Here is a 12829-nt window from a genome sequence, read left to right on the forward strand (position 1 = left end):
GCGACCTCAGCCGGGGGTGATCCCCGGCCAGAGCTATCGCATTTGAGTCTCAATCTCTCAACGTATTGAACCCGTCATTGAACCGATTAGTATCCGAGGCGCTGGTCAGGTCGTACAGCTGATAATAGCGACTGAGGCGTGCGCCACCGTCACGTGTCAGCGGGCTCCAGGAAATAGTGCCCTTGGACAGCGTAGAGCGGGCAAAGAACGCGTCGAACGGTATCGTGAAGTAGATACCCTTATCAAAGCTACCTTCACCGAACTGCTCAGCAGACACGTTGGTGCGTGTCGCCCAGGCGCCTACCGTAACGCCATTGTCGAAGCTGCGGGCCAGCTCCAAAGTGCCGCCCCGGTCGCCAGCCAGATACTGGCCTGCGCTTACCTTGGCCAACACATCGTAGATATTGGTCTGCATATACGCGGTTACGTGCCCGGTAAACACGGAGTAGTCACGGAAGCTGAGGTCCTGTTCAAAGCCGCGCTGGCGTACCCAGTTGGCATCTACGCCCAACGCCCAATTGCCGCCATTGGGTCGGTACAGGACCTCGCCGCCTAGCCCGCCAAACATGCTCTCCAGCAGACCGCCGTAACCTATCGCGTAAACATCCCGGGACAACCGCTTGGTCTGGGTGTACTGCAGGTTCTCCAGCACGACGTTCGAGGTAATCAGATATTCGCGGATGTTGGTACGTACCTGGGGCAGCTCACTGGTGCCCCGGTTATCGAACTCGTCAAAGTTGTTCAGCAGGTTGACACCCAGACTCCCGTGCAACCACTGATTGCGGTTGAAGCGGTATTCCGAGGTCAAGCGCGCAAGAAACTGATAGAGGATGAAGTCATCGGGCCCACCGACGTTCTGGTTGTAGCCCAGTGAGAGCCCGTAGGTGAACTTATCCAGCGGTTCGGTATGCAGCGTCTGCGTATCAAGCTCGCTCGGCGCGGCAAGCACGGTGGAGCGTCGCATCGTGTCTTCATCGATCCGGTTCTCTTCAAGATCGCGCAACTTGCTGGCGTCAATACTGGCCTCTGACACCGCAATACCCCGTGGCTTGTTGACCAGCGTGTACCAGTCGTAGCTGTCGCCAGTGGCGTTATCCAGAATACGGCTCGCGCGGCCCAGGCCTTGCGCCTGATCGCGATACTTCGTCTGCTCACCCGTAACAATAAGCTCGCGCTTGCGGACCTTGACGTGTTCAACCGCAAAGCCGGCATTGTTTTCCAACTGCCCACTCACCTTTGCCCAATCCACGGCTTCACCGCTTACCCCGGTGGGTAGCGGCTGGCGTTCGACCGGCTTGGGGTCCAGTAGCTTGGGAGGAAACGGATTGCTCTTGAGATTGGTGTGCAGGGTGATGCCAAACATCGCCGTGTTACCGCGTTCCCACGCCGCGGTGACATCCACGGTATCGGTCAGCCGGTACACTACGCCGAAGTTGAGTGGCGAATCCTGTTCCTGGTTATTATCGAATGGTTCTGTCTGATAATCGTTGCCGTCCAGCTCGATCTTGAATCTCAGCGGATCCCAGGGGGACTGGTATTCAACGCCGCCAAACACACTTGGCCGACCACGAAAGTAGTTATCGATACTGAAATCGCCACCAGTGCCGACGGTGGCGGCATTCCGTTCGTTGTAATCATCACCGATCAGCGTCAATGGATTACTGAAGTCGCCGCGGTTACCGATATAGCCCCAGGCCACCCCCAGGCTGAAATCCAGATCGTAGAAGCGCTTGTTGGCGACCACGAATTCGCTTGAGAACAGGCCAGTACCCGCAAGGTCGCGAAAGCCAACCGAGAGGTCAGGTAACCAGTAGCCTTCTTTCAGCAAGCGAAATTTGAAATCGATTGCCTTGTCCTTGTAGCTCTGATCGCCGCTGAATTCCTCACTGTCGCTGTAGTCGCGGTTGGTAATGGCGATATAGCGCAATGTCCCTTCCATCCAGGGTAGGGGCTGCATGGAAATGCTATAGCGGCTGTACGGCTCTGTGCGGTTCGCATTGAAGCTGAAGGACCCTTCGGGGGCCATGCGTGCGGTCGGTGTCTGTAACAGGCCTACGCCGCCAAAATTGTGCTGAGTGGTGCGGTAGCGGTCGGCGCTAGCACTGTTTGCCCCAGCTAGGGATAAGACTAAGACGCTGACAAGGCAGCCGGATCGCACGGTTACCAGATTACTCATCGAAACGACCCCCCAACTGATACTGGGTGCCAAGCATGGCGGCGACGTCTGCGTTCAAGTCGGCAGTTTGGGCCGAGAGCACGGCTTCCCGGACCGGCACATAGATCACCGCGCCTACCGCAACATTGGCCTCCTCCAGGTTCCAGTAAGCCCGCCCATGCTGGCTGACATTCCCATCAGGCTGTATCACGTAGGCAGTATCTCGGTCCGCGAGCCGGTGAGGACGACAATCACTGATGTAATCGTGCAATTGCATCGCACCGTCGTGGGGAAGAATACAGTCTTCCACCACGGCGCCGATGACTCGCACCTGGTTGGGTCTGGTGGGGTATATCAAGTTATCGCCGAGTTCTAACAGGTCGTTATTCGGGGGGAACAGCTGGCTTAAAGGATCCATCTCGGTCTGGACGCGCCCGGTCACAGGCATCGCATCGATCGCCTGGTAATACCGTGCCAGCAGCGCCACTAGCGCGTCATCATTATTCGATTGGGCATGCACGGTGTTCATTTTGAGCTCGAACAAAATGCCAGCTTTCAGCCGAGTCTGATCGGCGATAGCGCTGGAGCGAAGCAGCGCCGCACCCAGAAACCAGGCACTTGCGCTCACCTGGCCTGCTACTGCCGCGCTATTCAGCCGAGCGCCTCGTTCAAATTGATAAGTGCCAGGCTTGAGCACAGCGCCGCTTATTTCTACCTCAATCATGTCTGCAGAGAAGGCAGCGCTGGATTGAGCGGCTAAACCAAGTGTGAACGCCATCGCCGCCAAGATGCTGTTAAAGCGGGATACTTTAATTCGGGACATCATTGTTTGTTCCCTGCCGAGTCTACTTCGGTGAGGAAAAGCGGCGGCAGCTCTGGCACCAGAAACTGCTTGCTGGCAATCACGCGTCCGCTGGCAGGATCTAGCCAATAATAGTTGGTCGCCTTGATACCCAGCGCCGGCATGCGGATGACTTCTTCAACACGCTGCAATTGTTGATCCACGCCCATGATCTCTACTGCTTCCAGTTTGCCTACACGGTAGCGGGCCTGTTGCGCGACGCCTGTTAGATAGCGATCGGGCATATCGATAAGCCGAATGACTTCTAGACCATCTGCTTGGCGCAAATCGCCCAGGAAGGGATCGTCAGCCAGCAATGGCGCCAGCAGGTCGCTGTTTTCCGGCAAGCCCGCTGTCTGTACAAGTCTGCCGTTACGGGTTACCAGGCCTTGTTGGAGGCCAACCCATTCGCTGGTGCGGTCAAACTGCGATGCGCGCACCAACAGCGCCTCGCTCTGCCCCAATCGAGCAATCACCGCAGGCCGCCCAAGGTTGTTGATCACATCAGTGGTAATAACGGACTCAGGCCCGCTGATCGCAAGCTTGAGAGTGTCGTACGAGGTGGCCGTCATGGAGTTGCAGCCAGCCAGCAATAAGCCGGCCAGGCCACAGATCCCGGAGCGCAACAGGTTGTTCACGGCGATTCCTTTCAGTGATTTAGTTACCGCGCAGACTGTCGCCTGTTATTGCTCCAGCCTGGATGATGCTGGCTGAGGGGAAAAGCTGGCTCACAAAACGGTTCCAGCGCGTAATGCCGGCAGCGCCAACAAACACCACGTCTTGTGGCTGCATCTCGAACTGATTAGCTAGAATCAGCGCTGAGGGCGATTCCGCATTCAGCTGGAACACCGTGGCTTTCTCCGTAGCCAGATTTTCTACACCGCGGATCACGTAGACCTCTTTGCCGCTAGCTGAGGTTGGCGAGGGGCCCTGCGCTATACCAATGACTTCAGTCAGGGTCATGCGACTGGTGCGATAGGGGATGGGCCTGGGGTCTCCGACCTCTCCCATGACAAATATCTTACGAGAATCGTTCAGACCCATATGCAGCTTGTCCCCGGCACGCATATAAATCTGACCGATATTGCTGTTGTTGCTGGTCAGTCGATCGTAATCCAGCGAGTAGGTCACACCGTCGCGGATCAAAACCAGGTTCGACAGATCCGCGCGCTCCTCGTCTATCTCCGCCATGCCTACCGCCTGCAGCAGAGTAAGCTGCCGCGAATCTACCGGCAGAAAGCCTGCGTTCTCGAAAGCGCCGCTGACGATAATCTTCTGGCTGTTGTATTCGGTAACGTTTACGTCTACCTGAGGCTGCTCGATGTATTGAGACAGCCGCTTGGTGATGACCTCGCGCAGCTCTTCTAGCGTCATGCCCGCAACCTTCACGCTCCCCACGAAGGGATAAAACAGCGTGCCGTCATCCCGAACTACCCGCGCGTTAGCACCTTCCGCCTGCTGTTGCCCGCCAGGAACCGTCAGTTCCGGGTGGTCCCAAACCGTAATAAACAGTGCGTCATTTGGCCCGATAACGTAATTTTCAGGTTCGTATTGCAGCAGGGGCTCGGGAATATGCATGCTTCGATTGACGGCCTGTTCCTGGGCGATCAGCTTCGGGGTGATCTGTACCATCTCGACCATGCTGTTCTCCGCAGAGTCCTGGCTGATCAGACGATCCGTGTCCATGTGCATGCCGGGGGAAAACATGCAGGCCTGGAGGAGCAGGGCAGAAGCGCCCAAGGCTAAAAGGGGGTAACGAGTCATGGTAGCGGGCTTGCCTTGGTGTTATTGGAGTGAACATAAAAAAGCCACCTAAAACAACGTTTCAGGTGGCTTGAGTACTACCACCAATTTTAGTTGGTGTTAGTAGTAGTGCTGGTGCCAGTAGAAGTACCGCCGCCGCCACTGTCAGAAGCTGCTGCTGCAGCGCCGCCAACGATGGCCGCCGCTACGGCAATCTGAGCACCGGAAAGACCGCCGATGACGCCCTCGCTAGTGCCAGCGCCAGAAGTGCCAGCTGCAGCTTGTGCTGGAGCCTGCTGTTGTTCAGTTTCGGATTGCGCGAAAGTCGCGCCGGAAGCGAGCAGCAAGCCGCTGGCCACCAATGCAAATACTTGTTTTTTCATAAATCGTCTCCTTGATAGACGCAAATTCACCATCGATTATACCCCTACAGGCATTTAATGAAAGCCCAGAAGGTGTATTTAAGCCGTATTACTGCACGCATCTGACCTATTTTGTATCAGACTTGTACTCGTATTGATAGTAGCCGTAGTTCCCATATCCGTACCCAGACGCTTTCTTCTCGACCGCGTTAAAGATAGCACCTTTTATTTCGATACCGTTATTACGGAATCGTTGCAGCGTGGCTTGAATTTCTTTTGCTGGATTCAGGCCGAAGCGGGTAACGATCAGGCTGGTGCCGGCGAACCGTCCGACGAGGGCTGCGTCGGTTACCGCAAGGATCGGTGGGGTGTCGACAATCACCATGTCATAGGCCTTGCTCAAGTGCTCCAACAGGGTCCCGAAATTGGCGTGCATCAGCAGCTCAGAAGGATTTGGCGGTATCTGACCCCTCGAGATGAAATGCAGGTTCTCGACCTCAGTCTTATGAATAACGTCTGCGAGTGTATGGGTGTTTGCCAGCAGCGCAGACAACCCAGGCTCAGGCTCGCAATTCAGGAGCTTGTGCACGTACCCTTTGCGCATGTCGCCATCCACCAACACCACCCGCTGCCCACTCTGTGCCACGATGGCTGCCAGATTGGCGGAAACGAAGGATTTACCAACGCTTGGGCTCGGGCCGGAAATCATCAACACGTTGTTCTTCGCTTCCAGCATCGCGAAATGCAGACTTGTGCGCAGGCTCCGGAGCGATTCGATGGCGAGGTCGGCGGGGTTGGTGGCGGCCAGCAAATGAGAGCCTCTTACATGGGATGGCTTTCCTTTGAAGCTGCGTTCCAGAATGTTCTGGTCCTTGCTGAACGGGACGGTGGCATACACCGGCAGGCCAAGCTGTTCGATTACCTCGGGGTTCTCGATGCCTCTATTGAGTGCATGCTTCAGAAGCGCGATTGCTACCCCGAGCATTGCGCCGAGCAGCGTAGCAATCACAACTATCAAGGCTTTTTTCGGCTTGACTGGTTCCGATATATCGACAATGGCTTCGTCGATAACGCGTACGTTGCCAACCGTCCCAGCGCGGACGATGTCCAACTCCTGAACATTATTTAGCATCGCAGTGTAAATCTCAGTACTGACTTTTACGTCGCGAGCCAAGCGAAGAAGCTCCTGCTGGGTCTCAGGTAACCCTCCGGCCCGCTCGATGAGTTTGTCCCTGCGGCTCTCAAGTTGCGCCATCTGTTGGCTCATGGCTCGGAAATTCGGATGCTCGCGGGTAAACCGACGCTCCATTTCTGAACGCTCAAGTTCCAGCTCAGAGATGGCTGTATCGAGTTCGACTACCTGATCCAACAGCGCTTGCGTCTCTATGGTGATGTCGACTGAACCTGCCTCGTTCTGATACGTATTTAGCGCTGATTCTGCCCTCTCCAGTTGCAAACGAACTTGCGGCAATTGCTGTTCAAGAAACTCAAGGCTTTGCTGTGCCTCTGCGGATTTCCGCTCTACATTCTGGCGCACGTAAAGTCTGGCAACTTCGTCCAGTGTTGCCACCGCCGCCAGCGGATCGGGGCTTTCCAGGCTCAACGAAATAATTCCGGAGTCTTTACCCCGTTCGCTGGCCCCGACCAGGCGTTGATATTGAAGCGTCGTTCTCAGTGCGCCTTGCTTCACCACCATAAATTCTGTTCCAGGGCGTGCCACCATGCCTGCAACTTGAACGCGCAGGTCACCATCCGCTAAGGGCACGCCAACCTTTCCACTAGCTAAGAGGCTATTGTCGCCGTCAAGCAGACTGAATGCTCCGTCATTACCAGCTTGGAGGACCAATTCCTCTCCTTCCAGTGCGGAGGGTACCTCGAGTTGGAAAATGTCCAGTGACTCACCGCCCCACGCGAAGCTGTTAAGCCCGAATAGAGGATCCGCGACTGGTTGGTCTGTGCTGGGGTTGAAGCGCCGGTAAAAAAAAGACCCAATAACAGGAAAGAGTTTGGGTTCGACCACAACATCAAGCTTCAGGTTCTCTACGGCCTCGCCGATTACTCGGCGGGATTTCAATAGCTCAATCTCGGTTGTTGCGGCAGACGGTTGGGAAAACATTTCCCCTCCCGGAGTGTCGCCAAGCATCCCCCCAATCCCAGGAGACTCCTCCTCGATTTGAATTACTGCATTGGCAGAATAAATCGGTGTCGCAAGCAGGGCATACGCAATCCCACCCAGTGCAAATAGCGCCGTGCAGATAATAATGATCATTTTGCGATCAATCAGAGCGCCCAGAAGCGCCAGCAGGTCGATCTCGTCATTGGATTCAGTGGTGGGCGTAGCGGGTGTGTTCTGCATTAAACGAGTTCTTCCATTGCAAAATAAAATTCGGTGTTCATAGCTCAGCGCTTAAAGGTAGGGCAGCCAGGCGTCAGTTGCCTGGTCGAGCATTTTGAATACATGTTCAAAGGCTGGCAGCTGTTGGCGATAGGGGTCGGGGACTTCACGACCATCCAGCCATTTGCCTACCAGCAACGTTTTACCACGCGACTCAGGTGCCATTGCATGGATCGACTGAATATGCCTGGATTCCATCGCTAGTATCAGGTCCGCCTCCCGCAGCATCGCGGGTGTCAGTTGCCTGGCCTTGTGCACAGGCAGCGAGTAGCCAGCGGCGGACATGACTTCGGTAGCGGTAGCATCCACGGGCTTATCTACCAGCGCGCCGAGGCCGGCCGAGCTGACCTTGATTCCTTTATTGCCAAGTTTGGCCTGGAGGAGTGCTTCAGCGGTAGGGCTGCGGCAGATGTTGCCCACGCAGACAACAAGAATTGACTTGATCATTCGGTACTGAGCCATCCAAAGCTGTGTCGGGGCGGTAAGTTAGAGCCGCAACTTTAGTTTCTGCGTCAATGCCGGTCAAGGCTCAGAGTCAGTATCAGACATAAAAGTGACATGCATGCCATTGAATTGACGCAGGAAGCTGATTGAGTCCGGTCAGTCAGCAAGACGACATTCTAAACTGAATCGGTTGGCAAAATGTGGATTAGTTCACTGAATTTTGCCGCAGGCCAGACTAAAGTAGTGGCTCGCAAAGGGAGTTGCACATGGAATACGAATTTCCGCGCATCCAACATCATGGGGCCGTCGATGGTGTTACCGGCTCATGTCATCAGCTATGGCTATCCGACAACGATAGCCTGCTAATAGACTGCGGCCTATTTCAAGGCGCAGAAGCGTCCGCTAGGGGCGCGGGAGCGAATGCCCTCGCAATCGAGTTCTCCTTGAACTCCGTCTGTGCTCTTGTAGCTACCCACGTCCATATAGACCATATCGGCCGCTTGCCCTGGTTGATAGCCGCCGGTTTCAAGCAGAAAGTCCATTGCACTGAGCCCTCGGCATTATTGCTGCCGACCGTGTTGGAAGATGCCTTCATTGTGGGTGTAAAACGTGATAAAGCACTGGCAAGCCGTTTTGTAGAAAAGGTGGCAGGCATGCTCGAAGGTCATCCGTACAAACAATGGATTACCTTGCTTCATCGCGATGATCTTGTCTGTCGCATACGTTTTCAGCGCGCTGGCCACATCCTTGGCTCCGCTTACGTGGAGTGCGACATAACCTACCCCTTAGAAAATCGAACCCGCCGGATCGTCTTCTCCGGAGATCTCGGCGCACCCCATGCCCCAATGCTCCCCGCACCCAAGCCACCCTACAAAGCTGACGTCGTAGTGCTGGAAAGCACTTACGGCGATCGCCTGCACGAGAACCGCAGAACCCGGCGCGCAAGATTTCAGAGAGTACTCGAAAAGGCCCTCGAAGACGGGGGCACCGTAATAATCCCCGCCTTCAGCATAGGGCGCACCCAGGAACTTCTCTACGAACTAGAAGACATCATCACCCGAGCTACCCGGATCACTTCTCTCGGTGGGGCCGGCGGCACCGCCGGGAACCAGAACGAGCGGTCTCTCGCCTCCAGCAGCCCCTGGCAAAAGATCCCAATCATCCTCGACGCCCCCCTGGCAACCCGCTTTACCAAGCTCTACCGCCAACTGAGACCCTGGTGGAACGCGGAAGCCGTGAAACGCGTAATCAACGGCCGTCAACCCCTGGGCTTCGAGCAACTCCTGACAGTCGAAACCCACGTCCAACACCGGGCCATGGTCAATCGCCTCGCGCATACTAAGCAGCCAGCAATCGTCATCACCGGCAGCGGAATGTGCAATGCAGGCCGAGTAGTCAATTACCTTAAAGCCATGCTTAACGATCCCCGCCACGCCGTCGTCTTCGTCGGCTACCAGGCACGCGGTACCCCCGGTTCCCAAATCCAGAAATACGGACCGCGAGGCGGCTACGTCGAGCTGGGCGGGGAACGCTACGAAATAAAAGCAGGCATTCACACTATCGGCGGCTACTCTGCGCACGCCGACCAGGCAGGCCTGGTCAACTTCATCACCGGCATGCGCCGCTGGCCAGCTGAAGTACGCCTGGTTCACGGAGATGACGAAGCCAAAATAACCCTGGCGGCGCTTCTGAAGTCAAAAGCCACCGAGCGCTATCACGATATGTGCGTAACCATTCCGTGAAAACGGCAACTAATTATCATTTCCCCGACCCCGACATTTACACGCACGCGGCAATCCATTTTGCCGCTGGCCATGGTTATTCCCGCGAAGGCGGGAACCCATTTTGATCTTCATCTTTCTCCTTCCGGCAGAAACAACTTCGAGCCGGTCCCCACCAATCAGTCCTTGTCTGCCTGCGGGTCGGGCCTGTATTATTCCGCGTCATACTTAACCTAAACACGCGCGAGCAAGGCGTGATTGAAGGCCAGGATGTCAGAGACAGGATCGGGCAGTTGGTATCTCATTCAGTGCAAACCGCGACAGGAAACCCGGGCGCTGGAGAACTTACGTAATCAGTCATTTACCTGCTATGCCCCTATGCATCCGGTGGAAAAGATCCGTCATGGCAAGCGTGTTACGCTCGACGAGCCTCTGTTCCCCGGCTATCTGTTTATCAATCTCTGCGAATTCACCGAAAGCTGGCACCCAATCCGGTCCACTCGCGGCGTGCTGCGTATGGTCACCTTCGCCAACAAGACCTTACCCGTCGCAGTCAGCATTGTTGAAGGGATCAAACTACGTCTGAGTACCTGCGACAAAGGCAAGTCGCTATTCGCACACGGCGATGCAGTCGCAGTCACCGAAGGACCTTTTCGCGATCTGGAAGCCATTTTTAGCAGCCTAGAAGGGGAAGAGCGCGCAATCATTCTGCTTAACCTGATGCACAGACAGCACGAACTCAGAATACCTCTCAAAGCGCTCAGAGCCATCGCCTGAACTCAGGCCAACAGAACAAACCACGATAAACAGGCATCAAAGAATGCCGACCGGCCCGTCACAACGTGGCCGGACAACTTATGATTGTCACGTCCTCAAGAAATTGACTGCAAATCTTGGGGCGGTAGCGTGCCTAAACACCCCCTGGGAATTGTCGAGTTCCACCTCGACTGGGTTTGCCGGGAATGGTCGAGTCCCATCTCGACCGCTTTTGACCTTATATCTACAGCCACGGACGACCCAAAACATGTGCGGAATAGCAGGCGCAGTCTCACTACGCAACATCTCCCCGATCCTCATCGAAGGACTGCGCCGCCTCGAATACCGCGGCTACGACTCCGCCGGCGTAGCCGTCCCCGCCGACGGCAACGGCATAAAACGTATCTGCGCAATGGGTAAAATAGCCGAACTGGAAACGGCCCTCGAATTCAACCCGGCTGAAGGCCACCTTGGTATAGCCCATACCCGCTGGGCCACCCACGGCAGACCCTCCGAGCGCAACGCCCACCCGCATATCTCGGACTGATTGGCAGTGGTAGACAACGGCATCATCGAAACCACCATAGCCTGAGAAACAAACTCAAGGATCTGGGCTACGAATTCACCTCAGATACCGGTACCGAAGTGGTCGCCCACCTGTTGGCGCACTACTACGCCAAGAACGACGACATGCGCGGCGCGCTGCGCAGCACCCTCGCAGATACTTAGACGCGCCTTGATTCCTTTGACTATATTGCTTTGCACCGGCACAGCTTGTTGGTCGGCAAAAGTTACCATACGCAATACATCGCGTGTGGTAGTAACCGGTACGAACAGGCATCGAAGAATGCCTATCGGCGCCATATGAGTGCCAGGGCAATGCATGCTTGGTGTGTCCTAAAGAATCTGACCTCAAATTCTGGGGCGATAGCGTGACGCCAACGCCAACGCCTCCGCGGCACGCGGGTCTGTATTTCCGCGCGCCACTGGTGACTCGATTCTGTCTGACAGACAAGGCCGAGTCAGGAAGAAACATTGCTTTCGCGATTTGGTAACATATAGGCTATGACGGCTGGGCTATGAGATTTGCTAGTTCAGGTTTTACTGATAGAGCTAATACTTACGAAATGAGGTTGCTAGTTTGGTTGGTAACGTGAGCCGTATATTCAATATAGGGGTGCAAGGGGCTACTTTGGCCACTCGCTTTCTCCTAATCTTTTTCTTGGCCAAGTTTCTGGACCCCGCCTTGGTCGGCTATTACGGGTTGTTTACTGTCGCAATCGCGTACAGTTTGTATTTGGTCGGGCTCGATTTTTATATTTACGTGTCGCGCGAATTGTTAAAAGCGACCTCTGAGAAGCGCGGCACCCTGTTGAAGGGTCAGGCGCTACTTTCATTGTTCCTGTATATGATTTTTCTACCGGTGGCTCTGCTGGTTCTATCTCATTCGGATTTGCCTAAGCAGCTAGTTTGGTGGTTTTTTCCGATCCTGGTTTTAGAGCACCTAAATCAAGAAATATATAGACTCTTGATCGCTTTGTCGGAGCCTGTCAGTGCCAGCATGTTGTTGTTTATTCGGCAGGGTAGTTGGGCCTTATTACTCGTCGCGCTCATGTCCTGGGACCCATTAAGCAGGCATTTGCAGACTGTTATGGTATTGTGGGGTGTTGCAGGTCTTGGTGCTGCCGTAGCAGGCGTCTGGAAGATACGGACGCTTAATCTAGGCGGCTGGAGGCAAACAGTGGATCTGCATTGGGTGCGCAAGGGTATTGCTGTGAGTGCTGGGTTTCTTTTGGCAACGCTAGCACTCCGTGGTATCAATACTTTTGACCGCTATTGGCTTGAGTATTTAAATGGAATCGAAGTTGTCGCCGCTTACGTTCTATATTTCGGCGTAGCGGGAACTTTGTTGACTTTTCTTGATGCGGGTTTGTTCGCTTTTAATTATCCTGTGCTAATTAAGTTGAATCACGAGCAGAAACATGATGTCGCGCATGAGATAGTTCGCAAAATGCTTTTCTTGACAGTACTCGCTTCAGCCATATTCGCTGTGGTGAGTTGGTTGCTACTGCCTTATCTACTGGTTTGGATTGATAATTCTGTTTACTCTGGTGCGATTAGGTTGTACCCCTACCTGTTATTGGCAATGACCATTAACGCTCTTAGCATGGTGCCCCACTATGCGCTATATGCAAGAGGGCAAGACAGGCCGATTATTCGTAGCCATGTCGCAGCTCTGTTTGTATTTGTTTTGGCGACTTGGATAGCTAGTAAGTATTCACCGGTCTTCGCTGTGCCAATGGGACTGGTTTTCTCTTTTGCGGTAATCCTTGCTTGGAAAGGCGTTGCATATGCGCAACTTAGGAACTTGGATCGCAAGCCGAAGACGGTCTATTAAAACGATTAATTAAT

11 protein-coding genes and 1 pseudogene are annotated in these 12829 nt (G+C 54.7%); 4 read left to right on the forward strand and 8 right to left on the reverse strand.

The window, feature by feature from the left end; all coding sequences use genetic code 11:
- Nucleotides 1–49: 49 nt before the first annotated feature.
- The 7 genes from DT594_RS17500 to DT594_RS17530 all read right to left on the reverse strand — a co-directional run bounded on the left by DT594_RS17500 (nucleotide 50) and on the right by DT594_RS17530 (nucleotide 7943).
- Nucleotides 50–2176, reverse strand: coding sequence for a YjbH domain-containing protein (locus DT594_RS17500; protein ID WP_149334292.1), 2127 nt, complete (start codon nucleotides 2174–2176; stop codon nucleotides 50–52).
- Nucleotides 2169–2981, reverse strand: a complete 813-nt coding sequence (locus DT594_RS17505) for a capsule biosynthesis GfcC family protein (protein ID WP_149334294.1) — start codon at nucleotides 2979–2981, stop codon at nucleotides 2169–2171. The genes DT594_RS17500 and DT594_RS17505 overlap by 8 nt, the downstream gene beginning before the upstream one ends.
- Nucleotides 2978–3634 (reverse strand): YjbF family lipoprotein, encoded by a 657-nt coding sequence (locus DT594_RS17510; protein WP_149334296.1) that lies wholly within the window; start codon nucleotides 3632–3634, stop codon nucleotides 2978–2980. The genes DT594_RS17505 and DT594_RS17510 overlap by 4 nt, the downstream gene beginning before the upstream one ends.
- A gap of 19 nt (nucleotides 3635–3653) precedes the next feature.
- On the reverse strand, nucleotides 3654–4760 hold the full coding sequence (locus DT594_RS17515) for a polysaccharide biosynthesis/export family protein (RefSeq protein ID WP_149334298.1): 1107 nt from the start codon (nucleotides 4758–4760) through the stop codon (nucleotides 3654–3656).
- A gap of 89 nt (nucleotides 4761–4849) precedes the next feature.
- A complete protein-coding gene (locus DT594_RS17520) occupies nucleotides 4850–5122 on the reverse strand; it encodes a hypothetical protein (protein WP_149334300.1) in 273 nt (90 codons plus the stop codon).
- Between the two features lie 106 nt (nucleotides 5123–5228).
- Nucleotides 5229–7457: a polysaccharide biosynthesis tyrosine autokinase gene (locus tag DT594_RS17525; RefSeq protein ID WP_149334302.1), complete on the reverse strand. Its 2229-nt coding sequence runs from the start codon at nucleotides 7455–7457 to the stop codon at nucleotides 5229–5231.
- 51 nt (nucleotides 7458–7508) lie between these two features.
- Nucleotides 7509–7943 (reverse strand): low molecular weight protein-tyrosine-phosphatase, encoded by a 435-nt coding sequence (locus DT594_RS17530; RefSeq protein WP_149334304.1) that lies wholly within the window; start codon nucleotides 7941–7943, stop codon nucleotides 7509–7511.
- 263 nt (nucleotides 7944–8206) lie between these two features.
- On the opposite strand from DT594_RS17530, the gene DT594_RS17535 reads away from it, so the two are divergent.
- The 3 genes and pseudogenes from DT594_RS17535 to DT594_RS17545 form a co-directional block, all read left to right on the forward strand.
- Complete coding sequence (locus tag DT594_RS17535; RefSeq protein ID WP_149334306.1) at nucleotides 8207–9682, forward strand: MBL fold metallo-hydrolase RNA specificity domain-containing protein; 1476 nt, start codon at nucleotides 8207–8209, stop codon at nucleotides 9680–9682.
- A gap of 249 nt (nucleotides 9683–9931) precedes the next feature.
- Nucleotides 9932–10438 (forward strand): transcription/translation regulatory transformer protein RfaH, encoded by a 507-nt coding sequence (rfaH, locus tag DT594_RS17540; RefSeq protein WP_149334308.1) that lies wholly within the window; start codon nucleotides 9932–9934, stop codon nucleotides 10436–10438.
- 247 nt (nucleotides 10439–10685) lie between these two features.
- Nucleotides 10686–11140: pseudogene (locus tag DT594_RS17545) on the forward strand (glutamine--fructose-6-phosphate transaminase (isomerizing)); the annotation flags it as partial.
- On the opposite strand, the gene DT594_RS17550 reads toward DT594_RS17545, so the two are convergent.
- Entirely contained in the window at nucleotides 11045–11302 is a 258-nt protein-coding gene (locus DT594_RS17550; protein WP_149334311.1) for a hypothetical protein, read from the reverse strand. The pseudogene DT594_RS17545 and the gene DT594_RS17550 sit on opposite strands and share 96 nt — an antisense overlap.
- Before the next feature lie 268 nt (nucleotides 11303–11570).
- On the opposite strand from DT594_RS17550, the gene DT594_RS17555 reads away from it, so the two are divergent.
- On the forward strand, nucleotides 11571–12815 hold the full coding sequence (locus tag DT594_RS17555; protein WP_149334313.1) for a lipopolysaccharide biosynthesis protein: 1245 nt from the start codon (nucleotides 11571–11573) through the stop codon (nucleotides 12813–12815).
- Nucleotides 12816–12829: the final 14 nt, after the last annotated feature.

This window comes from Halopseudomonas laoshanensis (assembly GCF_008365385.1).
GTDB lineage: Bacteria > Pseudomonadota > Gammaproteobacteria > Pseudomonadales > Pseudomonadaceae > Halopseudomonas > Halopseudomonas laoshanensis.

Coding starts and splice junctions, on each gene's coding strand:
- DT594_RS17525 (WP_149334302.1), bottom strand. CDS start 7,457: ATGCAGAACACACCCGCTACGCCCACCACTGAATCCAATGACGAGATC.
- DT594_RS17505 (WP_149334294.1), bottom strand. CDS start 2,981: ATGATGTCCCGAATTAAAGTATCCCGCTTTAACAGCATCTTGGCGGCG.
- DT594_RS17515 (WP_149334298.1), bottom strand. CDS start 4,760: ATGACTCGTTACCCCCTTTTAGCCTTGGGCGCTTCTGCCCTGCTCCTC.
- DT594_RS17530 (WP_149334304.1), bottom strand. CDS start 7,943: ATGATCAAGTCAATTCTTGTTGTCTGCGTGGGCAACATCTGCCGCAGC.
- DT594_RS17500 (WP_149334292.1), bottom strand. CDS start 2,176: ATGAGTAATCTGGTAACCGTGCGATCCGGCTGCCTTGTCAGCGTCTTA.
- DT594_RS17535 (WP_149334306.1), top strand. CDS start 8,207: ATGGAATACGAATTTCCGCGCATCCAACATCATGGGGCCGTCGATGGT.
- DT594_RS17550 (WP_149334311.1), bottom strand. CDS start 11,302: ATGCATTGCCCTGGCACTCATATGGCGCCGATAGGCATTCTTCGATGC.
- rfaH (WP_149334308.1), top strand. CDS start 9,932: ATGTCAGAGACAGGATCGGGCAGTTGGTATCTCATTCAGTGCAAACCG.
- DT594_RS17520 (WP_149334300.1), bottom strand. CDS start 5,122: ATGAAAAAACAAGTATTTGCATTGGTGGCCAGCGGCTTGCTGCTCGCT.